The organism is Micromonospora avicenniae, from assembly GCF_900156065.1.
In the GTDB taxonomy this organism is placed as follows: Bacteria; Actinomycetota; Actinomycetes; order Mycobacteriales; family Micromonosporaceae; genus Micromonospora; species Micromonospora avicenniae.
In genome coordinates this window covers 22,871-49,592 of the sequence record NZ_FTNF01000031.1, presented here as the reverse complement: position 1 = coordinate 49,592, position 26,722 = coordinate 22,871, and the positions used below count along the sequence as shown (strand labels likewise).

Annotated in this window: 25 protein-coding genes, 1 tRNA gene and 1 pseudogene; 12 read left to right on the top strand and 15 right to left on the bottom strand. The window is 71.7% G+C overall.

Going from position 1 to position 26,722, the window contains the following annotated elements; genetic code table 11:
- Positions 1-74 precede the first annotated feature (74 nt).
- The 5 genes from BXA10_RS28200 to BXA10_RS28180 all read right to left on the bottom strand — a co-directional run bounded on the left by BXA10_RS28200 (position 75) and on the right by BXA10_RS28180 (position 5,749).
- Positions 75-737 (bottom strand): DUF5701 family protein, encoded by a 663-nt coding sequence (locus tag BXA10_RS28200; protein ID WP_245828594.1) that lies wholly within the window; start codon positions 735-737, stop codon positions 75-77.
- Between the two features lie 250 nt (positions 738-987).
- Positions 988-1,749: a LytR/AlgR family response regulator transcription factor gene (locus BXA10_RS28195; protein ID WP_076473892.1), complete on the bottom strand. Its 762-nt coding sequence runs from the start codon at positions 1,747-1,749 to the stop codon at positions 988-990.
- A 35-nt stretch (positions 1,750-1,784) separates the two neighbouring features.
- On the bottom strand, positions 1,785-3,011 hold the full coding sequence (locus tag BXA10_RS28190) for a sensor histidine kinase (RefSeq protein ID WP_076473883.1): 1,227 nt from the start codon (positions 3,009-3,011) through the stop codon (positions 1,785-1,787).
- 39 nt (positions 3,012-3,050) lie between these two features.
- Positions 3,051-4,562 (bottom strand): sugar transferase, encoded by a 1,512-nt coding sequence (locus BXA10_RS28185; RefSeq protein WP_076473882.1) that lies wholly within the window; start codon positions 4,560-4,562, stop codon positions 3,051-3,053.
- A gap of 326 nt (positions 4,563-4,888) precedes the next feature.
- Complete coding sequence (locus BXA10_RS28180) at positions 4,889-5,749, bottom strand: Fpg/Nei family DNA glycosylase (RefSeq protein WP_076473881.1); 861 nt, start codon at positions 5,747-5,749, stop codon at positions 4,889-4,891.
- Between the two features lie 134 nt (positions 5,750-5,883).
- Here BXA10_RS28180 and BXA10_RS28175 point away from each other — a divergent pair, with 134 nt between their 5' ends.
- Positions 5,884-7,170: a glycosyltransferase family 4 protein gene (locus BXA10_RS28175; protein WP_076473880.1), complete on the top strand. Its 1,287-nt coding sequence runs from the start codon at positions 5,884-5,886 to the stop codon at positions 7,168-7,170.
- A 122-nt stretch (positions 7,171-7,292) separates the two neighbouring features.
- On the opposite strand, the gene BXA10_RS28170 is transcribed toward BXA10_RS28175, so the two are convergent.
- The 5 genes from BXA10_RS28170 to BXA10_RS28150 all read right to left on the bottom strand — a co-directional run bounded on the left by BXA10_RS28170 (position 7,293) and on the right by BXA10_RS28150 (position 11,124).
- Complete coding sequence (locus BXA10_RS28170; RefSeq protein ID WP_076473879.1) at positions 7,293-8,018, bottom strand: CDP-alcohol phosphatidyltransferase family protein; 726 nt, start codon at positions 8,016-8,018, stop codon at positions 7,293-7,295.
- On the bottom strand, positions 7,993-9,060 hold the full coding sequence (locus tag BXA10_RS28165; protein ID WP_076473878.1) for an iron-containing alcohol dehydrogenase family protein: 1,068 nt from the start codon (positions 9,058-9,060) through the stop codon (positions 7,993-7,995). Before BXA10_RS28165 ends, BXA10_RS28170 begins: the two co-directional genes overlap by 26 nt.
- A complete protein-coding gene (locus BXA10_RS28160) occupies positions 9,048-9,779 on the bottom strand; it encodes a phosphocholine cytidylyltransferase family protein (RefSeq protein ID WP_076473877.1) in 732 nt (243 codons plus the stop codon). Before BXA10_RS28160 ends, BXA10_RS28165 begins: the two co-directional genes overlap by 13 nt.
- Before the next feature lie 131 nt (positions 9,780-9,910).
- The gene (locus BXA10_RS28155; protein ID WP_076473876.1) at positions 9,911-10,678 is read right to left on the bottom strand and encodes a hypothetical protein; all 768 of its coding nucleotides are present in this window, start codon (positions 10,676-10,678) and stop codon (positions 9,911-9,913) included.
- Positions 10,675-11,124, bottom strand: a complete 450-nt coding sequence (locus BXA10_RS28150) for an NUDIX domain-containing protein (protein WP_076473875.1) — start codon at positions 11,122-11,124, stop codon at positions 10,675-10,677. Before BXA10_RS28150 ends, BXA10_RS28155 begins: the two co-directional genes overlap by 4 nt.
- Before the next feature lie 115 nt (positions 11,125-11,239).
- On the opposite strand from BXA10_RS28150, the gene BXA10_RS28145 reads away from it, so the two are divergent.
- The 3 genes from BXA10_RS28145 (at position 11,240) to corA (ending at position 14,510) form a co-directional block, all read left to right on the top strand.
- Positions 11,240-11,632 (top strand): CBS domain-containing protein, encoded by a 393-nt coding sequence (locus BXA10_RS28145; protein ID WP_076473874.1) that lies wholly within the window; start codon positions 11,240-11,242, stop codon positions 11,630-11,632.
- Positions 11,633-11,815: 183 nt separating this feature from the next.
- Complete coding sequence (locus BXA10_RS28140) at positions 11,816-12,910, top strand: aminotransferase-like domain-containing protein (protein ID WP_076473873.1); 1,095 nt, start codon at positions 11,816-11,818, stop codon at positions 12,908-12,910.
- A 454-nt stretch (positions 12,911-13,364) separates the two neighbouring features.
- On the top strand, positions 13,365-14,510 hold the full coding sequence (gene corA, locus BXA10_RS28135; RefSeq protein WP_076473872.1) for a magnesium/cobalt transporter CorA: 1,146 nt from the start codon (positions 13,365-13,367) through the stop codon (positions 14,508-14,510).
- 171 nt (positions 14,511-14,681) lie between these two features.
- On the opposite strand, the gene BXA10_RS28130 is transcribed toward corA, so the two are convergent.
- Complete coding sequence (locus tag BXA10_RS28130) at positions 14,682-15,476, bottom strand: hypothetical protein (protein ID WP_076473871.1); 795 nt, start codon at positions 15,474-15,476, stop codon at positions 14,682-14,684.
- Between the two features lie 84 nt (positions 15,477-15,560).
- Here BXA10_RS28130 and BXA10_RS28125 point away from each other — a divergent pair, with 84 nt between their 5' ends.
- Positions 15,561-16,091 carry a peptidylprolyl isomerase gene (locus tag BXA10_RS28125; protein WP_076473870.1) on the top strand — a complete coding sequence of 177 codons (531 nt, stop codon included), beginning with the start codon at positions 15,561-15,563 and terminating at the stop codon, positions 16,089-16,091.
- Between the two features lie 55 nt (positions 16,092-16,146).
- Entirely contained in the window at positions 16,147-17,061 is a 915-nt protein-coding gene (locus BXA10_RS28120; RefSeq protein ID WP_076473891.1) for a rhomboid family intramembrane serine protease, read from the top strand.
- 61 nt (positions 17,062-17,122) lie between these two features.
- Here BXA10_RS28120 and BXA10_RS28115 read toward each other — a convergent pair whose 3' ends face one another.
- A complete protein-coding gene (locus BXA10_RS28115; protein WP_076473869.1) occupies positions 17,123-17,557 on the bottom strand; it encodes a PH domain-containing protein in 435 nt (144 codons plus the stop codon).
- A gap of 175 nt (positions 17,558-17,732) precedes the next feature.
- On the opposite strand from BXA10_RS28115, the gene BXA10_RS28110 reads away from it, so the two are divergent.
- The 3 genes from BXA10_RS28110 (at position 17,733) to BXA10_RS28100 (ending at position 21,365) form a co-directional block, all read left to right on the top strand.
- Complete coding sequence (locus tag BXA10_RS28110; protein ID WP_076473868.1) at positions 17,733-18,905, top strand: thiolase family protein; 1,173 nt, start codon at positions 17,733-17,735, stop codon at positions 18,903-18,905.
- A 199-nt stretch (positions 18,906-19,104) separates the two neighbouring features.
- Positions 19,105-20,700, top strand: a complete 1,596-nt coding sequence (locus BXA10_RS28105) for a glycoside hydrolase domain-containing protein (protein WP_076473867.1) — start codon at positions 19,105-19,107, stop codon at positions 20,698-20,700.
- Between the two features lie 152 nt (positions 20,701-20,852).
- Positions 20,853-21,365, top strand: coding sequence for a hypothetical protein (locus BXA10_RS28100; RefSeq protein WP_076473866.1), 513 nt, complete (start codon positions 20,853-20,855; stop codon positions 21,363-21,365).
- A 114-nt stretch (positions 21,366-21,479) separates the two neighbouring features.
- Here BXA10_RS28100 and BXA10_RS28095 read toward each other — a convergent pair whose 3' ends face one another.
- A complete protein-coding gene (locus BXA10_RS28095) occupies positions 21,480-23,681 on the bottom strand; it encodes a glycosyltransferase family 39 protein (protein ID WP_076473865.1) in 2,202 nt (733 codons plus the stop codon).
- Positions 23,682-23,804: 123 nt separating this feature from the next.
- On the opposite strand from BXA10_RS28095, the gene BXA10_RS28090 reads away from it, so the two are divergent.
- Both BXA10_RS28090 and soxR read left to right on the top strand, forming a co-directional pair.
- The gene (locus tag BXA10_RS28090) at positions 23,805-24,509 is read left to right on the top strand and encodes a glycosyltransferase family 2 protein (RefSeq protein WP_076473890.1); all 705 of its coding nucleotides are present in this window, start codon (positions 23,805-23,807) and stop codon (positions 24,507-24,509) included.
- A gap of 135 nt (positions 24,510-24,644) precedes the next feature.
- Positions 24,645-25,079 (top strand): annotated as a pseudogene (gene soxR / locus BXA10_RS28085) (redox-sensitive transcriptional activator SoxR); the annotation flags it as partial.
- 85 nt (positions 25,080-25,164) lie between these two features.
- On the opposite strand, the gene BXA10_RS28080 reads toward soxR, so the two are convergent.
- Positions 25,165-26,142 carry an NAD(P)H-quinone oxidoreductase gene (locus BXA10_RS28080; protein WP_076473864.1) on the bottom strand — a complete coding sequence of 326 codons (978 nt, stop codon included), beginning with the start codon at positions 26,140-26,142 and terminating at the stop codon, positions 25,165-25,167.
- Positions 26,143-26,277: 135 nt separating this feature from the next.
- Here BXA10_RS28080 and BXA10_RS28075 point away from each other — a divergent pair.
- Positions 26,278-26,367 (top strand) — tRNA-Ser (locus tag BXA10_RS28075).
- A 147-nt stretch (positions 26,368-26,514) separates the two neighbouring features.
- Here BXA10_RS28075 and BXA10_RS32775 read toward each other — a convergent pair.
- Positions 26,515-26,688 (bottom strand): hypothetical protein, encoded by a 174-nt coding sequence (locus BXA10_RS32775; RefSeq protein ID WP_245828592.1) that lies wholly within the window; start codon positions 26,686-26,688, stop codon positions 26,515-26,517.
- Positions 26,689-26,722 lie beyond the last annotated feature (34 nt).

Here is a 26,722-nt window from a genome sequence, read left to right as displayed (position 1 = left end):
TTGTGCATAACCTGTGGATTACGGGTCACCCCTGTGGATAACCCGGTGGAGAACGCTGTGGAGGGCCCGCGGGGTCAGGACAGGCCGACGCGGTCCGGTCGTGCGGAGGCGGAGCCGAGCCAGGTGTGCGGGTTGCCGTACCAGCACCAGCCGAGCTTCGGCGCGCCCTGGCTGATCCAGAGCGCCGGCACCCGCTTGTCCCCGCTACGTGACCCGACCAGCGAGAAGCACTTGTTCTTCTCCAGTGCGGCGGGGTGCAGCGTGACGAAGGCGATCCCCTCGTCGATGGTGAGCGGCAGCCGGCCCTGGCCGGTGATGCTCTCCATCGCCGACGAGGGGGGCAGGTTCAGCGTCTCCTCCCCGCGGTCGACGTCGAAGAGCAGGTACGCCGGCCCGGCCGGCACCTCCAACTCCTTGATCGGGTCGAAGCGGGCCAGGTCGCCGTCGGCGTAGTGGCGATCGAGGAAGCCGGGCTTGCGCTTGCCGGCCAGCGTGGTGAGCGGCAGGCGTTCCTCCACCGGGATCAGGTCGCGGGTGACCACCAGCAGGAACGGAACCCGGGCCGCGGTGGGGGCCGGCAGCCCGGCCGTGCCGATGACGGCGGCCGCCCGCAGCGGGGCGACCAGGTCCCGGAAGTCGTCCTCGGCCGTTCCGGCCAGCTTGGGATAGCCGAGTTCCACCAGGCGCTGCACCTGGCGGTCGAACTCGGTTGCGGCGTCGTACGGGGCGTCGGTCACGGCGTCCTCCTCGAAGTCGTACGGCCTGTCGTACAGTGTACGGCAGGCCGCCTTCATTCCCGCGCCGCTAGGCGACTCACGCTTGATTCGCTCGAACCTCCACGCATGCCCGGCGTCACGAGCAGGCGGACACCCGGACTTCACGAAGCCGAGTCGATCACCCTCGAGGGGCACGACCTCCCGCTCGCTCCCGGCCCGGCCGCACGGCGTGGCGGACGCTCCGCCGGGGCCGGCGGCTCGGGCGCGGCGGTCAGCGGTTCCAGTCCTGCTTCGCCGCGCGAACCAGCTTGTCCTTCAGCTCCCGGGTGTGCCGGCGGCTGACCGGCAGCTCCGTGCCGTCGATGACCACCACGTAGCCGGAGTTCACCAACCGCAACTCGGCGATCAGCTTCAACTGCACCAGGTACGACCGGTGGATCCGCACGAACCCCGCGTCCGCCCAGCGTTCCGCGAGGGTGGCCAGCGAGACGCGGACCAGGTGTGAGCCGTCCGCCGTGTGCAGCCGGGCGTAATCCCCCTGCGCCTCCACCCAGCGCACCGCCGACCGCGGCAGCATCCGGGTCGTACCGGCCAGCTCGATCGGGATGGTCGGATCCTCCTCGGCCCGGGCCAGCGCCGCCGGGTGCGACGGCACCACCCGCGAACCGATCACCCGGCGCAGCGACTCGGCCAACCGGTCGGCGCGTACCGGCTTGCGCACGTAGTCGGTGGCGCCCAGGTCGAACGCGTCGACCGCGCCGTCGTCGTACGCGGTGACGAAGACGATCGCCGGCGGTCGGGCGAACCGGCGCAGCACCCGGGCCAGCTCCATCCCGTCCAGTCCGGGCATCCTGATGTCCAGGAACACCACGTCCACGTCGCCGTCGCGGAGCAGCCGGAGCGCCTCCGTCGCGTCACCGGCGGTGTGCAGCCGGGCCACCCGCGGGTCGGCCCGCAGGTGGTACGCCAGCTCGTCCAGCGCCGGGGGCTCGTCGTCCACCGCCAGCACCCGGAGAAACCCCGACGGGTTCACCGCGCCGACCCGGCCGGCCTGCTCGCTCCGCTCGGTCACGAGCCCGCCCGTACCCCGGGGTGGAACTTCGGAATCCGCATGCTCACCCGCGTGCCCGAGCCGAGCCCGGTCTCCACGACCAGCCCGAAGCCGTCCCCGAAGACCGAGCGGAGCCGCTCGTCCACGTTCGAGAGCCCGACGTGCTGGCCGGAATCCTCCCCCGGGTCGCCGGTGCTGCGGGCCAGCTCGGCGATGCCGGTGGTCAGCGTGGCCGGATCCATTCCCACCCCGTCGTCCTCCACCGTGATGTGGCACTCGGCACCGGCGTCCCGGGCCTCGATGCTCACCATGCCCGTGCCGGGCTTGCGGGACAACCCGTGCCGGACCGCGTTCTCGACCAACGGTTGCAGGCAGAGGAACGGCAGGGTCACCGGCAGCACCTCGGGGGCGATCTGCAGGCGCACCTGGAGCCGGTCGCCGAACCGGGCCCGCTCGATGATCAGATAGCGGTCGATCGAGCGCAGCTCCTCGGCCAGCGTGGTGAACTCACCGTGCGCCCGGAACGAGTACCTGGTGAACTCGGCGAACTCCAGGATCAGCTCGCGGGCCCGCTCCGGGTCGGTGCGGACGAACGAGCCGATCGCGGTCAACGCGTTGTAGATGAAGTGCGGGCTGATCTGGGCCCGCAGCGCGCGGATCTCGGCCCGGGCCAGCCGCTCCCGGGACGAGTCCAGCTCCGCCAGAGCGAGCTGGTTGCCGGCCCAGTGCGCGGTCTCCAGGGTCGCCTGCACCAGGCCGGGTGCCGGCGGCCCGTCGGCGATCGCCAGCAGGGCGCCGACGGACTCGCCGTCCGCGCCCGTCAGCGGAGCGACCACCGCGCCCCGTACCGGGCAGTCCACCCGGTCGCACTGCAGCTCCGACTCGCCCAGGACCGTGGACCGGGCCGATGTCACAGCCCGCCGCGCCGCGGCCAGCAGCTGCTCGCCGTGGTGGGCACCCCGCCCGTCGAGCGCGAGCAGCTCGTTCCGGTCGGTGAGCGCCAACCCGGGTGCACCCACCAGGGCCCGAAGATGGCGTACGGACTTCGCCGCGCCCGCCGCACTCAACCCCGCGCGCAACGGCTCAGCGGCCAGCCCAGCGGTGTGCAGCACCTCGTAGGTGGCCCGCTGGGTGGCGGTGGCGATGCCCCGGCGCGCACGCAGCCGGCCCACCGCGAACAGGGCCGCAGCGAGCGCGCTGACCAGAAAGACGACGGCGAAGACGGCCGAGACGTTGCCACCCACGCCCAGATCCTGTCGGCTCCGGGCCCTGCCGCCAAGGGGTCAGTACGCGCCCTTGCGGGCGAGCACCACGCCGACGGTGCGCCAGAGGATGCTCAGGTCGTACGCGAGCGACCAGTTGTCGACGTAGTAGAGGTCGAGCCGGACCGCCTCGTCCCAGGAGAGGTCGGAGCGGCCGGAGACCTGCCAGAGCCCGGTCATGCCGGGCCGCACCAGCAGCCGCCGGCGGACGTCGCCCAGGAAGTCGCCGTCGTCGGCCGGTAGCGGACGCGGCCCGACCAGCGACATCTCCCCCCAGAGCACGTTGATCAGCTGCGGCAGCTCGTCCAGCGAGGAGGCGCGCAGGAAGCGGCCCACCGGGAAGACCCGGGGGTCCTCCTTCATCTTGAAGAGCATGCCGTCGGTCTCGTTCTGGTCGACCAGGCTGGCCAGCCGCTCCTCGGCGTCGACGTACATGGTCCGGAACTTCCACACCCGGAACGTGCGGCCCTCGTGGCCCACCCGGGGCTGCCGGAAGAAGACCGGTCCCGAGTCGGAGATCTTGATCGCCACGGCGATGGCGACGAAGACCGGGATCAGCAGCAGCAGCCCGAGCCCGGCGGCCAACCGGTCCAGCAGGTTCTTGGCCAGCAGCGCCGGCCCGGACAGGGTCGGTTCCTCGACGTGCAGCAGCGGCAGTCCCTCGATCGGGCGGATGTGCACCCGAGGGCCGGCGATGTCCGTGAGCTGCGGGGCGACCACCAGGTCGACGCCGGAACCCTCCAGCTGCCAGGCGAGGCGGCGCAGCTCGCCCGGCTCGGCGCTGGCCGAGCCGCACACGGCGATGGTATCCCCGCCGACCTCCCGCACCAAAGCGAGCACGTCGCGACCCGTGTAGACCGGGACCGGAGTCTCGATCCCGCGGGCGGCCGTGTACCCGTCCGTGAGGTGGATGGCGACCGGCACCAGACCGGCCGCCGGGTTCCGGGTGACCGCCCGGTGCACCTCCAGGCACTCCGGCAGGGTGCCGACCAGGATCATCCGGTGACCGCCCTGGCCGATGTTGCGCCGGATGACGTGCAGCACGAACCGGGCGAGGCTACGGCCGAGCAGGATGAGCAGCAGGGCACCGAGCAGGGCGGTGCCGACGGTCCAACGAGAGAGCTGCGTCACCGTGGCGAAGGCGAGGAAGGAGACCGTGGCGGCGACCGCGACGCCGGCCCGGATCACCCGCTTGAACTCGTCCGGCCCGAGGCCGAGGTAGCGCCGGTCGTACGCCCGGTTGCCCCAGAGGATCAGCACCCAGCCCAGCGGCAGCAGCACGAACGCCACCGTGAAGAACCAGGTCGGGTTCTCCTGGGCGTTGTAGAAGCCCGACCGCGCCTGGTCGAAGGTGTGGATCGCGGTGAAGCTGGCGAACGCGGCGGCCGCGAAGTCGAGCAGCAGGAGGATGGCGATGTAGGGACGGTGCCAGCGGGAAACGCGCCGGCGGGCCCGGGCCCACGCCGACCGGGGAACGCCGTTGTGCGACGGCGGCGTCGGCGGCTGGATCTCGAAGCTGTCGACGTGCCGCACGAGTTCGCTCCGGCCTGTGTTGGTTACCGGGCGCTGGAGGCTTGCCGTCACCTCAACCCATGTCCTCCCGCATGACGCGGGCCGCTCACTCATCGTGAGGACCCGGGTCGCCCACCGTCCCAGTCTCCCACGACCGGCCGGGCCGGGCGCCGGACCCGAAGGACATCGCGCCCCGCTGGTGCCGGCGGGATCTGGCCGGCTTCACGCATATCAGAAGCCGGGGACCGGGCCACTATACCGATGGATGGTGCCGTTGGTGGAACTCCGGAGCAGGACCTTCCGCGTTCTCCGGACGATTCCGCTCCGTAGCTCCCGAGTGTCGTTACTCACCGTACGAGTCGGGACAGCCGTCGGTCAGCGAGCGGCCTGCCGCCGGTCTGGCACGTCGGGCAGTACTGGAGGCTCGAATCGGAGAAGGAGACCTCCCGGACGGTGTCGCCGCAAACCGGGCAGGGCAGCCCGGTACGCGCGTGCACCTTCAACCCGGAGCGCTTCTCACCCTTGAGCTCCGCCGCCCGCTGCCCCAACGAGCGGCCGACCGCGTCGCCGAGCACCTGCCGGGTGGCCGCGTGCAGGGTGGCGATCTGGTCGTCGGTCAGCCGGTCGGTGAGCGCGTACGGCGAGAGCTTCGCGGCGTGCAGGATCTCATCGGAGTACGCGTTGCCCACCCCGGCCAGCACCGCCTGGTCGGTCAGCACGAGCTTCACCCGGCCCCGGCGGCTGCGCAGCCGCTCGGTGAACGTGGGCAGGTCGGCGGTGAGCGCGTCCGGGCCGAGCTTGGCCACTCCGGGCACCGCCGCCGGGTCGGTCACCAGGTACGCGGCCAACTTCTTCTGGGTGCCGGCCTCGGTCAGGTCGAAGCCGGAACCGTCGTCGAGGCGTACCCGCACGGCGATCGGGCCCTTGCCGGGGCGCAGCGGGGCGGCGCTGGGGAACGCCTCCCGGTAGTGCAGCCACCCCGCCCGGGCCAGGTGGACCATCAGGTGCAGGTCGCCGTCGAAGACCACGTCCAGGAACTTGCCGTGCCGGCGCGCGTCCACCACCGTGCGGCCGGTCGCGGCGGTCGGCGGCGGATCGTACGTCTTCAGGGCGTTGATCGCGGCGACCTCCAGCCGGTCGACCCGCCGCCCCACCGCGCGCTGACGCAGGTAACCCGCGAGCGCCTCAACCTCCGGTAGCTCGGGCATCAGACAACGGTAGCCTTCTTTTCCGTGAGCGCGAGGAACGAGCTTGCGAGTCCCGCAGTCGGGAACGATGGTGGCCCCGTGAGCGCGAGGAGCGAGCTCGCGAGTCCGGCAATCGCGAACAAAGGGCGAGCTCAGTGAAGATCGTGGTGGCGCACAACCGGTACCGGCAGGCTCAGCCGTCCGGGGAGAATACGATCGTCGACGCGGAGATCGCCCAGCTCACCGCGGCCGGCGTGGAGGTGCTGCCGTTCATCCGCAGCTCCGACGAGATCCCCTCGATGTCGAAGGCGGCGAAGGCGCTGCTACCGATCTCGCCGATCTACGCGCCGCAGGCCCAGCAGGAACTGAGCCGGTTGCTCACCGAGCACCGCCCGGACGTGCTGCACCTGCACAACCCGTACCCGCTGCTCTCGCCCTGGGTGGTGCGCACCGCCCACAAGCACGGCGTGCCGGTGGTGCAGACCGTGCACAACTACCGGCAGGTCTGCTCCTCCGGGCTCTACTTCCGGGACGGGATGATCTGCCAGGACTGCCGGGGCCGGGCGCTGGGCGTACCGGCGATCGTGCACCGCTGCTACCGGAACTCCCGCGCGCAGAGCGCCCTGATGGCCACCACGCTGGCGGTGCACCGGCCCACCTGGCGGTCGGTGGATCGGTACGTCGCGCTGACCTCGGCGGTCGCCGCGCACCTGCGCGACTACGGCATCCCGGCCGACCGGATCGTGATCAAGCCGAATGGGATCCCGGACCCGGGGCTGCCCGCGCCGCTCGGCGACGGCTTCCTCTTTCTCGGCCGGCTCTCCCCGGAGAAGGGGCTGGACCTGCTGCTGGACGCCTGGCGCCGGCACCCGGACGGCACGCTCGGCACGCTGCGGATCGCCGGTGACGGCGAGCTGCGCCCGCTGGTCGAGGCGGCGGCCGCCGAACGGTCGGACGTCACCTACCTCGGCACGCTGGACCGGGCCGGGGTGCGCGCCGCGCTCGAGGCGAGCGCGGTGGTGCTCGCCACCTCGACGTGGCACGACGTGCTGCCCACCGTGATCATTGAGGCGCTGGCGAGTGGCCGGCCGGTGCTCGGCACCGCGCTGGGCGGCATCCCGTACCTGGTCGGGGCGGACACCGCGCGGGTACCGGCCGGGACCGGCTCGGCCCAGGAGGCCTCGGCCGCGACCGGTTCAGCCAGCTCCGTGCCGCTCTCGGGACCCGTTTCCGGAACGTCCGCCGTGCCGGCGGGCATCGTCACCGGCGAGGCCGGTTGGGCGGTGCCGCCCGAGGCGGCCGCGCTGGCAGCGGCCCTTCCGGTGGCGCGGGCGGGTGCCGCCGCACTGTCGTCGGCCGCGCGCTCGCGCTACGAGCGCACCTTCCACCCGGACGTGGTGACCAGCCAGCTCATCGACATCTACACCACCCTCACCCCCTGACCGGCTGCCCCTCACGCCGAGCGTGAACCCACTCGTTCACGGAAAGAGTGGCTATCCGGGCTCCGGAAGCCACTCTTTCCGTGAAAGTGCGCCCACGCGGGGCGGAGGGTGGGGGGGGTGGGTCAGCGGTAGGAGGCGCGGGCGGAGAAGGCGATGCTGGCCAGTAGGAAGCCGCCGTTGACGACCGTGAAGGCCACCATCACCCAGAGCGTCAGGGCGGGGGCGAGGAGCAGCACCAGCGCGGCCACGAAGATCACCGCGCCGTAGTCGCGGACCAGCTTCACGAGGCGTACGGGCAGCGAGGTCGAGGTGACCATGCTCGCCGCGTTCGGGCCGGCCTGCATCACCGACGTGACCAGGTTGACCATCCACGTGCCGGCGAACGTCGCGACCAGCCAGATCGGGGTCGACGGGTGCTGCGCCACGGCGGTCGCGGAGAGCGCCGCGACCAGGGCGATCTGGGCGGCCACGTCGGCGAGCACGTCGACCCGGGCACCCGCCGGATTGCCCGTCCCGGTCACCCGCGCGAGCTGGCCGTCCGCGCAGTCCAGGGAGTACGCGACCTGCCAGCCGACCAGCGCGAGCAGCCCCACGACCCAGGCCGGAACCTCGCCGGCGGCCACCCGGTCGGCGAGTGCGACCACGGTGATCGAGGTGGCCAGCCCCAGCACCAGGTTCGTGATGGTCAGCGCCGTCGGGCGCAGACCCAGCCGGTGCGCGGCGACCGCGAAGGCGGCCCCCAGCCACTGGCTGATCGACTCACTGAACAGGCCACCGCCCCGGTTTGTCCGGTGGAAATCGGCGACGGTGGGACGAAACGGCTCAGCCAAGGCGGTCGTGGATTGCACCGGCGTAGTCTGCCAGCCGCGCCCGGACGTCGGAAGGCGACAGCGCCAGATGTTCGAGGATGGTGTATCGGTCTGGCCGGGTACGTGGCGCGAAGATCACCGCGTCGACGAACTGCTCGTCGGTCAGCCCCACGTCCGCGGGGGTGACCGGCAGCTTGTGCCGGGCCAGGCAGGACACCATCTGGCCGAAGCGGTACGTGTCCCCCCGCAACCAGGTGCAGAAGAGGGCGCCGAGCCCGGCCAACTCGCCGTGCGAGGCGGTCCCCGGGAAGAGCGCGTCGACCGCGTGCATGATCTCGTGACAGCCGCCGCTGGACGGGCGGCTGGTCCCGCAGATGGCCATCGCCAGGCCGCTGGAGATCAGCGCCTCCGCGAGGACTGTGACGAAGGCGTCGTCCCCCATGTCGCCCGGATGGTTGATCAATGCTTCGGCACCGGCCCGGGCCAGTGAGGCGGCCAGACCGTCGACCGGCTCACCGCGCACCACTCGCGCCAACTCCCAGTCGGCGAGGGCGCTGATGTTGCTGACCACGTCGCCGATTCCGGCGCGATTGTGCCGCTCCGGACCGCTCTCCACGAAGTCCAGGTCGACGATGACCGCGATCGGGATGTGCACCCCGTAGGAGCCCTTGAGCCCGTCGGTGATCAAGCTCGCCACCGGGGAGGCGATTCCGTCGTTGGCGAGGCTGGTGGCGACCGAGACCATCGGCAGACCTCGCCGGGTCGCCGAGTACTTGGCCACGTCGATGGTCTTGCCACCGCCGATGCCGACCACCGCGTCGTACGACCGGGCGCGGAGCTTGCCCTCCAGGTCGTCGGCCGCCTGCAGGGTGCCGCCCGCCACCGTGAACACGTCGGCCGACCCGAGCGTGGGCCGGATCAGCTCGGCGATCCGCTCGCCCTGGCCGGGGCCGACCACGACCGCCACGTCGCCGCCGGCGGAGATCCGCCCGTCGGCCAGGATCGTGGCCAGGTCGGCCACCGCCCCCCGTCGTACGTCGATGTGGAGCGGAGTCAGTACCGACCGGGCTAGTAGTGGCACGCGATCTCCCGGGCGCGGGCCAGGTCGGCGTGGTTGTCGACCTCGACCCAGGAGACGTTCCCGATGGGCGCCGCCCGGACCTCGCCGCCCCGGTCGGCGAACTCCTGGTAGCCGTCCTCGTAGTAGAGGTTCGGATCGCGCCGCCAGGTCGCCTTCAGCGCGTCGGCGAGGGCGTCGGCCACCTGCGGCTCGATGAGCGTCGCGCCGATGTACTCCCCGTACGCCTCGCCCGGGTCCATCAGCTTGGTGATCCGGGTGAGCTGGCCGGCGGCGTCGAAGGTGGTCTTCATCTCCTCCTCGGCCAGCGGCTTGAGCGTGTCCACCGCGAGCAGGATGCCCGGGCCGCGCTCGGCGAGCAGGGTCTTCTCCACGCTCACCGGGTGCACGGTGTCACCGTTGACGAGCAGTACGCCCTGGCTGAAGTACTCGCGGGCCAGCCAGAGCGAGTAGGCGTTGTTCCACTCCTCGGCCTTGTCGTTGTGCACGAGGGTGAGGTTCACGCCGTACTTCTTCTCGAGGTCGGCCTGCCGCTCCCGGACCGCGTCGGCCGCGTAGCCGACCACGATCACGATGTCGGTGAGCCCCACCTCGGCGAGGTTTCCCAGCGCGACGTCGAGGATGGTGACCTCGCCGTCGACCGGCACGAGCGCCTTGGGCAGTGTGTCGGTGTACGGGCGCAGCCGACGCCCCGCCCCGGCCGCGAGCACCATCCCGATCATGCCGGCTTCCCCCCTCGTACGACTCCGGTCACCGGTGGAGGATAGCGCCGGACCCGGCGCCGCCTCCCGTCAACCGGGCTTCACCCGATGTTCAGCGACTGTCGCTCGACCCCGGCTTTTCCGACGATCTCTCAGCCGGGGAGCGCGGCCAGGTCGGCGAGCACGCTCAACCGTTCGTCGGCGGTCAGCGCCTCGTACGGGCCGGCGGCCCGGCGGTTTGTCTCCTGCTCGATCGCCAGCCGCTCGGGGCCGGGCGGCAGGGCGGTCACGCTGAGCGCGGTGTGCCCGGCGACGGCCCAGGCGGCGGCGTGCGCGTCGGCCCGGTGGTGGCGGAGCGTGTCGAGCCGGTTGAGCAGCAGCACGCCGGGCGGGGTGCCGTCCGGCTCGTACGGCGGGGCGATCGCGGCGAACGCGGCGCCCGCCGAGTCGGGTTGTTCGGCGGCGAGCACCAGCGCGTACGCCAGCAGCCGGCCGAACGCTTCGACCAGCCGGACCACCCGTTCCTCGTGGCCGGCCCACAGTTCGGCGGTCACCTCGGCGTGCAGCCGCCAGAGTTCGGCGAGGAACGCCAGCCCGCGCTCCGTGGCGGCCAGCCCACCGTCCGGGCGGCGGTGCAGCATCCCGTACGCGACCTGCTTGTCCAACGCCCGTCGGCACTCGGCCGCGTCCCGGTACCGGGTGACCGCGGCGAACCCGGGCTCGTCGATCGTGCCGCCGGGCTCGCCCAACCGGGTGCGGAACTCCACCAGGAAGCCGGTCGCCGCCGGTCCGCCGTATCGCCGGCTCAGCTCGGTGCCGCCTTCCTGGCCGGTCCTCATGCCGGCCAGGAAGGTCCGGTCGACCGCCGGGGCGACCAGCCCGGCGTACCGGTGCGGCGCCAGCTCGACGGCGTGGCTCACCGATCCATGGCACGCAGGGCGGCGAAGGCTTCCTCCGCGATCCGGCGGATCAGGCCGTCGTTGACGTCCCGGTGTTCGTCCAACAGGGCCACGTCCTCCTCGGCGAGCCACCGGAACTCGGTGTGCTTGCCGACCTCCAGCCGTGGTCGGGTGAGGTCTCCCTCGACCCGGACCAGCCAGTTGTACTCGATCCGGGCCAGGCCGTCGTCGCCGACGTAGCGGTACTCGCCGACCGGGCCGAGCAGGTGCGAGACGGTCCAGCCCGTCTCCTCGGTCACCTCGCGGCGCAGCGCCGCCTCGACATCCTCGCCGGACTCCAGGTGGCCGCCGACCACGTCCCAGCAGTTGGGAAACAGGCGTCGGTGCGGGGATCGGCGCTGGAAGAAAAGCCGGTCGTCGTCGTCGACGATGAGGGCGCCGGCGCAGCGCAGAGGCTCGGTGGACACGCCCCGACAGTAGCGAGCCGATCGACATGTCGGCGACGCCGAGGTCTTGTTCCGGAAACATCGGCCGCCCACTATGTCCGTACCGGAGGCCACCGTCCCACAGGGGTGATGTGTGATGCAGGTACGGGAAGCGATGTCCAGCCAGGTCCTGGTGGTCGGCCCGGAGCACACGCTCCGGCAGGCGGCCCAGATGATGTCGGCCCGCGGGGTCGGTTCGGCGGTGGTGATCGACCCGGAGTCCGAGGGCGTCGGGATCATGACCGAACGCGATGTGCTCAACGCCATCGGCGCCGGCCTCGACTGCGACGTCGAGCGCACCGGCGCCCACCTGACCTGGGACGTGGTCTACGCGGTGCCGGACTGGACGCTGGAGGAAGCGGCCGTGGCCATGGCCCGGGGCGGGTTCCGGCACCTGGTGGTGCTCGACGGCCGCGAGGTGGCCGGGGTGATCTCGGTGCGGGACATCATGCGGGTCTGGGCGGCCGGCCGGATGGTGTCGACGGGCTGACCGGCCGGCGGATCGATGCGGGTGGAACGCCGGATTCGTCAGGTGCAGCACGACCCGCTCGCCCTTCCGGCCCGACTTGCCGCCCCGCGCGTCCGGCCCAGGTCACCCGACCCGGTGGCTCAGGATGCGGACATCGCCGTGCCGTCGGCGTACCCGAGGTGGCCGCCCGTACGCTCAACAGCCATGACCGCCGAGCAGCTGATCTCCTTCGCCCGCGGAGCTCCCTCGCTGGACATCGTCGATGTCGAGGGGCTCAAGGCCGCCGCCGTCCGCGCGTTCGACGCCGACCCTGCGGGGGTCACGGCGTACGGCACCTCAGTCGGTTACCCGCCCCTGCGCAGGTGGATCGCCGAAAAGCACAGGGTGGCGCCGGAGCAGGTGCTGATCACCAACGGCTCGCTGCAGGCCGACGCGTTCCTCTTCAACCACCTGGTACGCCCCGGCGACGCGGTGGTGGTCGAGCGGCCCACGTACGACCGGACGCTGCTCAACCTGAAGCAGATGGGCGGCGAACTGCACGGTGTCACCATCCAGCCGGACGGCCTGGACACGGCCGAGCTGCGCAAGCTGCTGGAGTCCGGGGTCCGCCCCCGGCTGGCGCACGTCATCCCGAACTACCAGAACCCGGCGGGCGTGACGCTCTCCCTGGAGAAGCGGCGTGAGCTGCTGGACCTGGCGGCCGAGTACGGCTTCACGATCTTCGAGGACGACCCGTACGCGGACATCCGGTTCCGGGGCGAGGCGCTGCCGTCGATGCTCTCGCTGGACACCCGCAACGTGGTGGTGCACGCCTCCAGCTTCACCAAGACGGTCTGCCCCGGCGTCCGGGTCGGCTACCTGGTCGGCGCGACGGACCTGATCGCGGACATCGCGAAGAAGGCGACCAGTCTCTACATCTCGCCCGGCATGGTCTCCGAGGCGATCGTGCACCAGTTCTGCGTCTCCGGCGACATCGACCGTTCGATCGAGACCGTGCGGGTGGCGCTGGGCGAGCGGGCCCGGGTGCTCGCCGAGTCGCTGCGCCGCCACCTTCCGGAGGCTCGGTTCGTGGAGCCGGACGGCGGCTACTTCCTCTGGGTGGAACTCCCGGAGGACGTGCTGGCCGAACGGGTCGCCCCCGCTGCCGCCGAGCGTGGTGTGGCGGTGGTCAAGGGCAGTGACTTCGTCATCGACGGCGGCCGGCACGCGCTGCGGTTGGCGTACTCGGCGGTCACCGCCGACAAGATCGATGAGGGTGTACGCCGACTCGCCGAAGCGGTGAAAGCGGTGCGTGGGTGAGTTTCTGTCGGATTTCCGACAGAAGGCTGATGTCGGCCGTCTCAGGGCTCCCGCCCGGGCGGCCGACGGCCCACAATGCTGCGAGCGTCATTCACGACGGGTAGCGATCGGTCGTCCCCGAGCCCGGCACTCGGCCGAGCCGGCGCCAGGGGTGCTCGACCAGCTTCCATGCGTGACGAGTGACGCGACCAGCAGAACCCCTCGCCCCCACAGGGCGCCGGGTGGGCCGTGTCGTCCCCTCACCCCCCTGATGCGACCCGGCCCGCCCGGCGCCACCCCCGACACCTTCGTCACAGGCAGTGATGGTCCGGTCCGGCGTACCCTGCAATCCGGCTCCGCGAGACTGTCGGGAAAGCGTGCGGCGGCTGCCCCGGTCTTCCGGCAGTCCCAGGGTGCTGTGCGGTTGGCGGAGCCGGTGCGACGAGCGCGGCTCACCGTGGGGAGGGGGTGTGCGATGGCAGGTCGGGACCAGCGGGGCCGGGCGACCCCGCAGAACGGCGGCCGGTTGCCGGTGCCGCGAAGCTGGGCGGCTCCGGTAAGGGCGATGACCCGCATCCTCAGCACCGATGGCGCTCAGCGCGCCCCGGAGCATGCCGAGTCGGGGCACGACGCGATCGTCGACTGCGCGCTCTACGTCGACGGGAAGCGGCAGCCGGGTGATTGGAACTACGCCGACGCCCTGGCCGCCGCCCGGCGGGAGCAGGGCTTCGTCTGGCTCGGGCTGCACCAGCCGGAGCTGGAGCAGATGAGCGCCATCGCGGCCACGTACGGGCTGCACGAACTCGCCGTCGAGGACGCGGTGAAGGCCGCGCAGCGCCCGAAGCTGGAGCAGTTCGGCGACGTCAGCTTCCTGGTGCTGCGTACCGCCCGCTACTGCGAGCACACCGAACTGACCGAGCAGTCAGAGGTCGTGGAGACCGGGCAGGTGATGCTCTTCATCGGCCCGAACTTCGTGGTCAGCGTCCGGCACGGCGACGCCGGCCGGCTCTCCCCGATCCGGGCCGACCTGGAGAGCAAGCAGGAGTTGCTGCTGCACGGACCGTGGGCGGTCGCGTACGCGGTCACGGACCGGGTGGTCGACCTGTACCTGGAGGTCGCCGACAAGATCGAGGACGACCTCGACATCCTGGAGGCCCAGGTCTTCGACCGGAACGGCAGCGGAAGGATCCAGCGGATCTACCAGATGAAGCGGGAACTGGTGGAGTTCAAGCGGGCGGTGGTGCCGCTGCAGCGCCCGCTGCTGACGCTGACCTCGCAGGTCAACCGCGAGGTGCCCAAGGAGATCCGGCGCTACTTCCGGGATGTGCAGGACCACCTCAGCCGCACGGTCGAGCAGGTGAACTCGTACGACGACCTGTTGAACTCGATCCTCCAGGCGCGCCTCGCCCAGGTCACCGTCGACCAGAACAACGACATGCGCAAGATCGCCGCCTGGGCGGCGATAGCCGCGGTCTGGACGGCCATCGCGGGCATCTACGGCATGAACTTCAAGTACATGCCGGAGCTGGACTGGAAGTACGGCTACCCGGTCATCTGGGCGTTGATGCTGGCCTGCTCGTGGACGCTGTACCGCTGGTTCCGCCGCAACGGCTGGCTCTGAGGAGCCGCCTCCGCCACAACGGCTGGCTCTGCGGAACGCTGAACGCCGGACGTGGGCCCACGGCACGTTGTGGCAGCGCCGGGCGTACGGCGGCACGACCCCGGAACGCGCGGAAGCGCCGGCGCTGCGGGATCACCCCGCCTGCCGGCGCTGTCCGCGGTGAACGGCTGGTCAGCGGCGCCCGTTGGTGCGCGCCGCGCCCTTGCTGATGGCCTTGCCGGCGTCGTCGGCCGGGCGGCCGGACACGTCCGTGGCACCCTCGGCCACCGAGGGGACCTTGCCGGTCGGCTGGATCTTCGACCCGGTGCTCGCCGGGATGGTGGTGGCGCTGTCCCCGCCCGCCACCGCCGAACTGCCGGCCCCGGTCGGGCCACCGGCCATACCGGACGTCCGCGGCGTGGACGCGTCGGCCATCTTCGCGCCGCCCGGCGTCGACCGGGTCTGCACCTCGAGGGTGTCCACCTCGTCCCGCATCGGCTCCAGGGTGCGGGTCGGGTCGTACTCGGCCCACTCCTGCTGCTCCCGGCGGCGCCGCGCGGCCATCAACCCGGCGACCCCGGCGATCGCGCCCGCGGCCAGCAGACCGGTCATCATCCGGCCGCCACGGCGCGGCTGCTTCTTCTTCCCGCTGATCCGCATGTTCCTCGACTTCGCCTTCCTGGTCATCGAGCCCGCTTGCGTGGCGCCGTCACGAGCGGCCGCGGCGAGCGGGGCGAGCGAGGTGAGAGCCGTGTCCCAACCGGTCGCGGCCCGGTCGCGCAGCAGCGCCGCCGTCGGACCGACCTGGTCCCGGGCCGCCTGCACCCGCGGACCGACGGTCGCGCCGGCACCCCTCGCGGCGTACGTGGCTGCCTGTACCAGATGGCTGATGCCCTGGTTCAATTCGGCCTTCGCCAGCTGCCCCTGGGACTTACGTCGTCCCATTCCAAACACGGTCCCACCTCCTGGGAGTTGTTCCTTCGTCATCCTCCACCTTCGGATGCCTCCGTGATGCCAGATCGGGCACATGGGAGGATCCGCATGGAACTGACCAACGAGTGAGGAGTACCCGTGGCCGAGGCCATCTACGCCACCTTGCACACCAACGCCGGCCCGATCCGGCTGGAGCTCTTCCCGAACCACGCGCCGAAGACCGTCAAGAACTTCGTGGAGCTGGCCGAGGGGACGCGCGAGTACGTCGACCCCCGCACCGGCCAGCCGGGGAAGGGGCCGTACTACGACGGCACCATCTCGCACCGCGTCATCTCCGGCTTCATGATCCAGATGGGTGACCCGACCGGTACCGGTCGCGGTGGCCCGGGCTACAAGTTCGCCGACGAGTTCCACCCGGAGCTGCGCTTCGACCGGCCGTACCTGCTCGCGATGGCGAACGCCGGGCCGGGCACCAACGGCTCGCAGTTCTTCATCACCGTCGGCCCGACGCCGCACCTGAACAACCGGCACACCATCTTCGGTCAGGTGGCGGACGAGCAGTCGGCGAAGGTCGTCGACTCGATCGCCAACACCCCGACCGGCCCGAGCGACCGTCCCCTCCAGGACGTCGTCATCGAGCGGGTCGAGATCGAGCGCACCGCCGCCTGAGGCGGGCGCGAGGTACCTTTGCTCGCATGACTGAGCGCTCCGGAGGGTGGGCACGGTGAGCGAATCGCCACCGACCACCCCGGTCTGCTACCGGCATCCCGGCCGGGAGACCTACGTCCGCTGCACCCGCTGCGATCGGCCGATCTGCCCCGACTGCATGCGCGAGGCATCGGTCGGCCACCAGTGCCCGGAGTGCATCAGTGAAGGGCGTCGTAGCGTCCGGCCGGCGCGTACCGCCTTCGGCGGCGGTGCCGCCGGCCGGCACGGCTACGTCACCAAGACGTTGATCGCGATCAACGCACTGTTCATGCTGCTCTCGATCGCCTCCGACCGGGGCGGCGACGCGGCGGCGGGCGGCTCCGGCTTCGCGGGGCTGCTCGGCGGCAACACGCCGCTCACCGACTGGGGTGCGGTGCTGGGGCTGGCGATCTTCCCGGACGGCACCGTCGGCGGCATCGCCGACGGTGAGTGGTACCGGCTGATCACCGCGATGTTCCTGCACTACGGCCTGCTCCACCTGCTGCTGAACATGTGGGCGCTCTGGGTGCTGGGCCGTTCGCTGGAGGCCAATCTCGGTCCGCTGCGCTTTTTGGCGCTCTATCTGATCGCCGGGTTCGGCGGGAACGTCGCCGCCTACCTGTTCAGCGCCCAGAACTCGGCCACCGCCGGCGCGTCGACGGCGGTCTTCGGGCTCTTCGCGGCGATCTTCGTGATCATGCGCCGGCTCGGCCGGGACACCTCGGCGATCCTGCCCGTCATCGTGGTCAACCTGGTCTTCACCTTCGCCGTGCAGGGCATCTCCAAGTCCGGGCACGTCGGCGGCCTGATCATCGGTGCCTTGATGGGGCTGGTGCTGGCATATGCCCCGCGCGGCCGTCGCACGCTCTTCCAGGTGGCCGGTGGCGCGATCATCGTGTTGGCGCTGATCGGTCTGGTCATGATCCGTAGCGCCCAGCTCGTGGCCGGCTGAGCCGCAGCTCAGCGTCGGGTGCCCGCCTCGCGCGGTCGGGTGCCCGCCGGGCGGCGTCGGGTCAGGCGCCGGCGGCCGTACGCGCGCTGTGCAGCACCCGGGCCACGTCGCCGGGAGAATCGCCGAGGTCGTACCGGCCGAGCAGGTGCAGCGTCGCCCCGGCGTCGATCTCCAGCGTCTCGGTGGTCAGCCCCAGCCGGGGGCGCCGGTCCACGCTGATCGCCTCGACCGTCGCCCACGGCAGATGCCGGCGGCGGGCGAAACCGTGGACGACGGTGAGTCCCGCGGCGTCGACCGCGAGCCGCACCGGTGCCACGAAGTCGCGTACGGCCCAGCCGGCCAGCGCGGTCGCCACCAGTGCGGCCAGTGCCAGGCGTACCGGATCGCCGTCGGCGAAGAGCAGGCCGATCGACATCAGCAGGATGGCGCCGGCGATCTTCGCGGCCGGCAGGCTCGCGGGCACCCGCCACCGTCGCACCGGGAACGTCTCCTCCACCCGTCCAGCATGCCAGCGAGCCCGGGTCGTGGCATCGTCTGCCGTCACGCCCGGCACGACCGGGTGCCCGGACGTACGCCCGGCCCGGCCTGTCGAGATCAGGCGACCCCGCCACGGGACGTCGGGGTGGTGGAGGACGTAGGATCGGTGCAGCTCAAGTTACCGGGGAGTAGTCATGAGTGACGCGGTCATCGTCGGCGCGGTACGCACCCCCGTCGGGCGGCGCAAGGGCAGTCTCGCGGACGTACACCCGGTGGACCTGTCGGCCCACGTGTTGCGCGCCCTGGCCGAGCGCACCGGCGTGGACCCGGCGCTGGTCGACGAGGTCTTCTGGGGCTGCGTGTCGCAGGTGGGCGAGCAGTCCTGGAACATCGCCCGCAACGGCGTCCTGGCCGCCGGTTGGCCGGAGAGCGTGCCCGGCACCACGCTGGACCGCCAGTGCGGCTCCAGCCAGCAGGCCCTGCACTTCGCCGCGGCGACCGTGCTCTCCGGGCAGGCCGAGCTGGTCGTGGCCGGCGGCGTCGAGTCGATGACCCGGGTGCCGATGGGCTCCAGCGTGGCCGGTGGAATGCCGTTCAGTGCCGCGATCGCCGAGCGTTACCGCGGCGTGGAGGGGTTCGCCGAGGACTCCCCGCTCCCGTTCAATCAGGGCGTCGGCGCCGAGTTGATCGCGCAGCGGTGGCGCTTCTCCCGGACCCAGCTCGACGAGTTCGCGCTCGCCAGCCACGAGAAGGCGGCCGCAGCGCAGGACGCGGGCGCGTTCGACCCCGAACTCGCTCCGGTGGCGCTCGGCGACGGCGGCAAGTTCGCCGCGGACGAGGGCATCCGCCGTGACACCTCGCTGGAGAAGCTGGCCGGCCTGGCCACCCCCTTCCGAGCCGACGGTGTGGTCACCGCCGGGTCCGCCTCCCAGATCTCCGACGGCGCGGCCGCCCTCGCGGTCACCACGAGCGAGTGGGCCAGCCGGCACGGGCTTCGTCCGCTGGCCCGGATCCACACCGCGGTGGGTGCCGCCGACGACCCGGTCACCATGCTCACCGCGCCCATCCCGGCCACCGCCAAGGCGCTGCGCCGCGCGGGGCTGGGCATCGAGGAGATCGGGGTGTACGAGGTGAACGAGGCGTTCGCCCCGGTGCCACTGGCCTGGCTGGCCGAGACCGAGGCCGACCCGGAGCGGCTCAACCCGCGCGGCGGGGCCATCGCTCTCGGGCACCCGCTCGGCGCCTCCGGCGCCCGGATCATGACCACCATGCTCCAGCACATGCGGGACAACGGGATCCGGTACGGGTTGCAGACGATGTGTGAGGGCGGTGGCATGGCCAACGCCACCATCGTGGAGCTGCTCTGACAGTCGTTTCCGTCGGCGGCCGAGCGGGCGGTACCATCCCCGCTCGGCCGACTCCGATCCCTGCTTAAACCGGATGTTTCCGGCTCCGATCTCGACAACCGACGTCGACTGTGGTGAGAATCAGCGGGCCGTACGAGCGGGTGACGCATTGCGACCGCTCGCCTACCGCTCCCACCGAGGGACACAGATCGGGGAAACGTTGAATTCGACCTTCTCGCCGCGCGGGCTCCGTCAAGCCGCGCGCAGGGTTCTGGCCGGTGCCGTCGCCGCGGCGCTCGGGGCCGGTCTCGCGCTGACAGTCGCGTCCAGCCCTGCCTTCGCCGCCGTCGGTCCCCAGCCGGGCACCTACACCGGTCTCGGCTTCGACGCCTGCACCGCGCCGACGAGCGCCCAGATGCAGGCCTGGCAGGCTTCGCCCTACCGGGCGATCGTCATCTACTTCGGCGGCGTCAACCGTGGTTGCGCCCAGCCCGCCCTCACCGCCGAGTGGGTGGCGGCACAGACCGCGGCCGGCTGGCACCTCGTGCCGATGTACGTCGGCCTCCAGGCCCCGTGCCAGGGCACCAGTGAGGACCTGATCGATCCGGCCCAGGCGGCGGCGCAGGGTCGTGCGCAGGCCGACGACGCCGTGGCCCAGGCGGTGAACCTCGGCCTGCCGCGGGAGAGCGTGCTCTTCTACGACATGGAGGACTACGACGGCGGCGACGCTGCCTGCACCCAGGCGGTCCTCACCTTCATGAGCGCGTGGACGGCCCGGCTGCACGACACGGGCTACCTCTCGGGCTTCTACAGCAGCATGGCCCGGGGTGTGGCCGACCAGGTGGCGGCCTACAACACGGCAGGCTACGTGCGGCCGGACTACCTCGACTTCGCCCGTTGGGACGGCGTCGCGACGGTCAGCGACCCGGCCATCCCCGCCGGCTACTGGTCGCCGAAGCGGCGGATGAAGCAGCACGTGGGTCCGCACAACGAGACCTGGGGCGGCGTCACCATCAACATCGACGGCGACTACCTGGACGTCGCCCCGCTGCCGACGACCCCGTTCGGCGACTTCACCGGCAACGGCTGGTCGGACGTCGGCTACCGTGACCCCTCGACCGGGTACCTGTACGTCTACGGCGGCAACGGCACGACGTTGAGCGGCCGGGTGACGCTCGGTGCCGGCTGGAACAGCATGGACACGATCATCCGGGCCGGCAACTTCGACCGTTCCGGAGGCGAGGACCTCATCGCCCGCGAGCCGGCCACCGGCTACCTGTGGTTCTACCCGGGCAACGGCTCCGGGGTCACCGGCCGGTTCAACCTGGGTGCCGGCTGGAAGGGGTTCCGCGAGATCACCTCGATCGGGGACTACAACCGCGACGGCTTCCAGGATCTGGTGGCGGTGGAGACCTCGACCGGCTCGCTCTACCTCTACCCGGGCCGGGGCAGTGGCGCGTTCAGCACCCGGATCCGGCTCGGTGGCGGCTGGAACACCGTGGATGAACTCAACGGCGGTGGCGATTTCACCGGCGACGGCTATGCCGACCTGATCGCCCGCGAGAAGAGCACCGGCAAGCTCTTCCTCTACCCGGGTACGACCGGTGGCTTCGTCACCCGCACCCAGGTCGGAGCGGGCTGGGACACGATGCGGGACCTCGCCCAGGTCGGCGACTTCGACCGGGACGGAAAGCCCGACATGGTCGCCGTGCAGAAGTCGAGCGGTTACCTCTACCGGTACCGCTGGACCGGCACCGGCTTCGCCACCGCCATCCGGATCGGCACCGGGTTCGGCTCCATGACCCCGATCATCTGATCCCGCCGGCCGGGTCCGCCATCAGGGCGGACCCGGCCCAGCGGCGCCCACGCGGGCCGGAAGTCGGACACCCGGTGCGACGACGACGCGTGGAACTTGCACAACTTCGACGTGACCCATGTCACTGCTGCGCGCTTGTCGTTGGGCAGGTCATGGACGTCTTCTCCCGAACGTTCCTTCCGGCCGCCGCCGAGGCCGGCCTGGCGGTGCAGACCGTCGGCCGGCACATGCCCGTCTTCCGCCGCTGCGTCGGCTCGGGCGATGCCACGATCCTGGTGACCCGCTGCAGCCGTCCCGAGAGGCCGGCCGGCGGCGAGTACCTCCTCCTGCTCACGCACCGGCGACTCGTGGTCACCCAGCAGACCCGGGTGCTGCACCGGCTCCGCCTGCACCTCAACACCGAACTGCGCGAGCTGAGCAACGTGACGTGGAGCCCCGACCCGCGGACGCACTCGGTCGAGCTGGCTGCTACCGCGATCGACGGCGTCCGCGAGCGCTTCCTGATCCGCAACAACGATCCGAAGCAGATGTGGCAGCTCGACACCCTGCTCAACCACGCCTTCCGCACCCGGCTGCGGCCCGCCCAGGAGCGGATCGTCGCCACCATCGGCGAAGCGCCGGCCAACTCGCGGCCCGCCGCCCTCCGTCCGGCCGTCGTCCGCTGACTGCCCGGCCCGGCGCCTCGTGCCCGATGACGGGTGTCGGGTACGCCCGGCCGGCGGCGCAAGTCTGACCTGACCCGACCGGGCGGTGGAGTACGCCGGTCTACCGCGAGCCGGTCAGCGACCGGGTGGCAACGCGTACCCGACGTAGTTGCGGTACTCGACCTGCCAGCCCGGCGGGACGAGGCGCACGCACGCCGCCCGGGGCCCGGTGCAGACGATGGCGTCCACCGAGGACGGCTCGGCCGGTGGCCGTTCGGGCAGCACCGACTGGAGCGCGACCAGCTCGGGCGGTCGGCCGTCGGCGTCGCGCAGCAGCAGCCACCAGGGGTACTCCCAGTTGTCGTTCTGCTCCACCAGGCCGATCCGGCGGGCGCCGCTGTCGCGTACCGCCTCGGCCGCCCAGCGGAACTCGTCGGTCCACTGGGGCCGGCGCAGGAAGCGGGTGTCCCACTCGGCGGTGGTGAAGACCGATCCCGAGCCCACCAGCCGGCGCGGGAAGCCGTACGACACGGCCAGTAGGCCGGCCAGCGCGGAGGTGGCCAGCACGGTCACCGCCGCGAGGGCGGCGACCGGCCTGCGTCCGGGCGCACCCGCCGATCCGGCCCGCCCGCGGAACACGGCGTCCAGCCAGACACCGGCCAGCGGTACGGCCATCACCAGCGCGTACAGCAGCAGCCGGTTGCCCCACGGCTGCCACTTGATCATCGCGACGTGCAGCGCCACGGTGGCCGTCATCACCGCCGCGTACCCCCGCAGCGACCCGGCGCGGTCCGGGCTGATCCGCCACGGCCGGGCCAGCGCGAACACCGCCCCCAGCAATGCCAGCGCTCCGGCGAGCGGGAACGCCACCCGGTCCTCGTCCGGGTACCAGGACGGCACAGGGAAGATCTCCCGGCCGAACGTGATCTCCCGGTCCTGTGGGTCGACGCCGACCGCCTCGGCACCGTTGATGATCGCTGCGGCGGTGACTGAGCGCACCGGCGCGAGCGGGGTGTCGAACGCGGTGTGCGCGATCCGCAGCCCGTTGACCAGGATCGCGAGGGGATCGTGCCGCTCCATCGGTATCGACTCGCGCAGCCGGGGCGGCCCGAGCGGGTGTCCGAACTCCACAGTGACGCGGGCCAGGAACGGGCCCACCACCGTGGCCGCGACGAGCAGGATCAGCGCCGAGGCACCGACCGTCCGGGCGACCCCGACGGTCCGGGCGGGTGGGTGCGCGGCATCCGTCACCTCGCTGCTCGCGGCCGACCGCGCGGCCTCCGGACGCCGGGCCAGCCGGAGCTGCGCCAGCCCCCAGAGCACCAGCAGCGGGCCCACCCCGATCAGCCCGCTCGTCTTCGTCACCGCGGTCAGGCCGGTGGCGGCGCCGAGCCCGAGCAGCGTGCCCAGTCCGGTACGCCGGTGCAGCCCGTCCAACGCCAACGTCGCCGCGCAGGCGACCCAGGCGGCGACCACCAGATCGGTCTGGGTGCTGGTCGCCTGCAGCACCACCATCGGCGTGGTGGCCAGGATGAAAGCGGTGAGCAGCTGGGCGCGCCGGCCGCCGCCGAGTTGCGCGGCGATCCGGGCAGCCGCGAGCAGGCAGAGCACCCCGGCCCCCCACTGCACCAGGTTGTACAGCCCGTCGCCACCGGTGAGCAGACGCAGGTGCAGCAGCAGGTACTCCGCGCCGGGTGGAATGGTCACCTGCCGGTGGATCGCGGTCGGCCAGAACTCGAGGCCGCCCTGGAGGACCCAACGCTCCACCTTGGGCAGGTGGTACGTCTGCGAGTCGAAGTTGTTCGGCTCGGCGAGCAGGGCGACGACCAGTTCGATCAGGAGCAGCCCGGCCACCCCGCCGGCGAGCAGCCGTTCGCCCCGGCTCGCCGTACGCCAGTGCCGGCCGAGCCGGGCCCGCCAGCCGAGGCGGTCCGGTCGCGTGGCGGAGCCGGCGTTCGCCGGATGCACGCGCGGCGGGGACAGGACGTCGAGCGTGTCGGTCGTCGGTGCGGTGGCGGCGGCGACCAACGCCTGCCGTGGCGCGGCGGCTCGCATCGCCGCGTCCCGAGCGGCGTCCCGACGGTGGCGCCAGCCCGCCGCCAACGCGGCGACGGCGAGGAACAGCAGCCAGGCGACGGTGAATGCGGCCGGCGTGAGCGCGTGCAGCGCGCCGAGCACCTCGACGGTGAGCACCGCGAAGGCTCCGGTCACCAGCGCCGCTCGGACCACCGCGAGCCGTAGCGGTGCCGTCACGGCATCGTGCGGTCTGGTGGCGCGGACGAGCAGGAGCATCGCGGCGACAGGCGCCACCGTGAGCAGGGAGCCAGCTGCCGACATGGCGGGAAGTAAACACCATCCAGATAGCCGCGCCACGCCGGACGCCCTATGGTAGGGACCACCATCGCGCTGACCAGCCAGGCTACGCTAGGCGCGACAATCGTCCCCACCATGGAGATTTCCGTGAAGCTCTCGATCCTCATGCCGGTCTACAACGAGGAAGATCGCATCGCGGATGCCCTCAAGCAGGCGCTCGCGGTCGACTACCCGTGCGAGATCGAGCTGGTCGTGGTGGACGACGGTAGTCGTGACGGCACCGCCGAGGTCCTCGACCGCGCCGACGACCAGCGAGTCCGGGTCATCACCCACCAGCGCAACGCCGGAAAGGGCGCGGCCATCAAGACGGCCGTCGACAACGCCGAGGGTGAGTACATGGTCATCCTCGACGCCGACCTGGAGTACGACCCGCAGGACATCCCCAAGCTGCTCGACCCGGTGCTCGACGGACGGGCCACCGTGGTCTATGGCAACCGCACGTTCGGCAGCCACAGCGCCTACAGCTTCTGGTACGTGATGGGCAACAAGGGCGTCACCATGGCGGCCAACCTGCTCTTCAACTCCTACATCGGCGACCTGGAGACCTGCTTCAAGCTGATGCCGGTGGCGCTCTACCGTTCCCTCGACGTCCGCTCCCGCGGCTTCGGCATGGAGGCCGAGGTGACCGGGAAGCTGCTGCGCCGCCGGATCCGCCCCTACGAGGTGCCGATCAGCTACCGGGCCCGGGGCCGCGAAGAGGGCAAGAAGATCACTTGGAAGGACGGCGTCGAGGCCATCTGGATCCTCGGCCGCGAGCGCACCCGCCGCCGTCCCTCCGCGTCGATCCGCTGATCCGAACGGCGCCCGCCATCTGACCGCCCGCGCCTGTCGCGGCCACCACCTTCTTCGTGCAGGGCGTGGTGGCGGCGGTCATCGTCATGCCGGTAGCCTGCAAGTTGAATCTAGCTTCAACTCCAAGGCGACCGGATGAACGAATCCCTGACCATCGGCCAGCTCGCCGCACGCAGCGGCGTAGCACCGTCCGCGCTGCGCTTCTACGAGCGGCTCGGTCTGATCCGTGCCGAGCGGACCGGCGGCAACCAGCGCCGGTACGCCCGCTCCGAGCTGCGTCGGGTGGCGTTCATCCGGATCTCCCAGCAGGTCGGCATCTCGCTCGACGAGATCCGGGCAGCCCTCGACTCGCTGCCCGCCTCGCGTACGCCGACCGCCTCGGACTGGGCCCGGCTCTCCAGCGTCTGGCGGGAGCGGCTGAACGAGCGGATCCGGCTCATGACCAAGCTCCGCGACGACCTGGACAGTTGCATCGGCTGCGGCTGCCTGTCGTTGCAGCGCTGCGCCCTCTACAACCCCGGCGACAGCCTGGCCGGCGAGGGGCCGGGTGCCCGACTGGTGCTGCCCCGCACCGAGGCCGAGCCGGAGGCCCCGCCCGGTACCCCGGCTGAACGGGACGCTCTGCCCGGTACCCGCGCCGAGCGGGAGGCCGACATCAGGACGTCGTGAGCAGCACCTTGCCGAAGTGGTCGCTGCTCTCGACCAGCCGGTGCGCGTCGGCGGCATCCGCCATCGGCATCCGCCGCTCCACGATCGGCCGGATCTTTCCCGCCTCGACCAGCGGCCACACCTCGTCGCGGACGCCCCAGACGATCGTCGCCTTCTCCGCCAGCGGCCGTGCCCGCAGGGTGGTGGCCGTGATCGTGGCCCGCTTGGTCATCAGCGCGCCGAGATCCAGCTCAGCCTTGCGGCCGCCCTGAAGACCGATCACCGCCAGCCGGCCGCCGGTGGCGAGCGCAGCGACGTTCCGAGCCAGGTAGCCGGCACCCATGATGTCGAGGATCACGTCCGCGCCCCGGCCGTCGGTGAGCCGACGTACCTCCTCGACGAAGTCCTGCTCGGAGTAGTCGATCGCGTGGGCGGCACCCAGCTCCCGCAGCCGGTCGTGCTTCGCGGCCCGGGCGGTCGCCAGCACGGTGGCGTCGAGGGCCACGCCGAGCTGGACCGCGAAGGTCCCGATGCCGCTGCCGCCACCGTGCACGAGCAGCGTCTGACCGGAGCGCAGCCCCGCCAGCTGCACTACGTTCGACCAGACCGTGCAGGCCACCTCCGGCAGCGCCGCGGCGTCGACCAGGTCGACGCCGACCGGCGCCGGCAGCAGCTGCCCGGCGGGCACGGCCACCCGCTCGGCGTACCCGCCGCCGGCCAGCAGCGCGCAGACCTCCTGGCCGACCCGCCAGTCCGTCACGTCGGAGCCGACCGCGCTGATCACGCCGGAACACTCCAGCCCGGGGTACGCGGGCGCACCCGGCGGCGGCGGATAGTGCCCCTGCCGTTGCAGCAGGTCCGCCCGGTTGACCGCGCTGGCCCGTACGTCCACGATCACCTCGCGGGGGCCGGGCTCGGGATCTGGCACCTCGGCCCAGACCAGTGCTTCGGGTCCGCCGGGCTCCGGAATGGTGATCGCGTGCATGGATCAGTCTTACCCGATCCGCGCCGCCGTCCACGCGGCGGGCGGTAAGTACCCGCCGGCGCTGCCGCCCTCACTCGTCCCGGACGGGCGACATGGCACACTAGGCACGGCCGCGCGCCGTTTGGGCGCGGTCCGGGAGGGTTCGCCTAGTGGCCGATGGCGCTGGTCTTGAAAACCGGTAAGGGGGCAACCTCTTCGTGGGTTCGAATCCCACACCCTCCGCCACCCCGAACAGCAAAATCGCCCCCTGGCCAGCGCGAACGCCGGTCAGGGGGCGTGTCTATGGATGCTGAGTCGGTCTCACTTCGTCCCGCTTCGGGCCGTCGTGTCTCACTGGTCGTGTCGTATGCGTGTCGGCGTCTTCCGGGTCGATCATGGTGCCGTGGCCGGCTTCTCGACACCCAACGCGCCCTCGATCCGCTTCCGCGCGGCCTCATCCTGCCCGTCGATGCACGACGCGTAGACCTTCAACAGCACGTGCACGCTGTGCCCGGCCCACTGGGCGACCTGGGTGGCCGGCACCCCGGCGTTGAGCCAGAGTGACACAGCGGCGTGCCGCAGGTCGTAGGGCCGATGCGCT

Bases quoted from the DNA above. Each gene is read 5' to 3' on its own strand.
- BXA10_RS28180 (WP_076473881.1), bottom strand. From the start codon at position 5,749: ATGCCCGAGCTACCGGAGGTTGAGGCGCTCGCGGGTTACCTGCGTCAG.
- BXA10_RS28160 (WP_076473877.1), bottom strand. From the start codon at position 9,779: ATGATCGGGATGGTGCTCGCGGCCGGGGCGGGGCGTCGGCTGCGCCCG.
- BXA10_RS28145 (WP_076473874.1), top strand. From the start codon at position 11,240: ATGCAGGTACGGGAAGCGATGTCCAGCCAGGTCCTGGTGGTCGGCCCG.
- BXA10_RS28140 (WP_076473873.1), top strand. From the start codon at position 11,816: ATGACCGCCGAGCAGCTGATCTCCTTCGCCCGCGGAGCTCCCTCGCTG.
- corA (WP_076473872.1), top strand. From the start codon at position 13,365: ATGGCAGGTCGGGACCAGCGGGGCCGGGCGACCCCGCAGAACGGCGGC.
- BXA10_RS28130 (WP_076473871.1), bottom strand. From the start codon at position 15,476: ATGACGAAGGAACAACTCCCAGGAGGTGGGACCGTGTTTGGAATGGGA.
- BXA10_RS28110 (WP_076473868.1), top strand. From the start codon at position 17,733: ATGAGTGACGCGGTCATCGTCGGCGCGGTACGCACCCCCGTCGGGCGG.
- BXA10_RS28100 (WP_076473866.1), top strand. From the start codon at position 20,853: ATGGACGTCTTCTCCCGAACGTTCCTTCCGGCCGCCGCCGAGGCCGGC.
- BXA10_RS28095 (WP_076473865.1), bottom strand. From the start codon at position 23,681: ATGTCGGCAGCTGGCTCCCTGCTCACGGTGGCGCCTGTCGCCGCGATG.
- BXA10_RS28080 (WP_076473864.1), bottom strand. From the start codon at position 26,142: ATGCACGCGATCACCATTCCGGAGCCCGGCGGACCCGAAGCACTGGTC.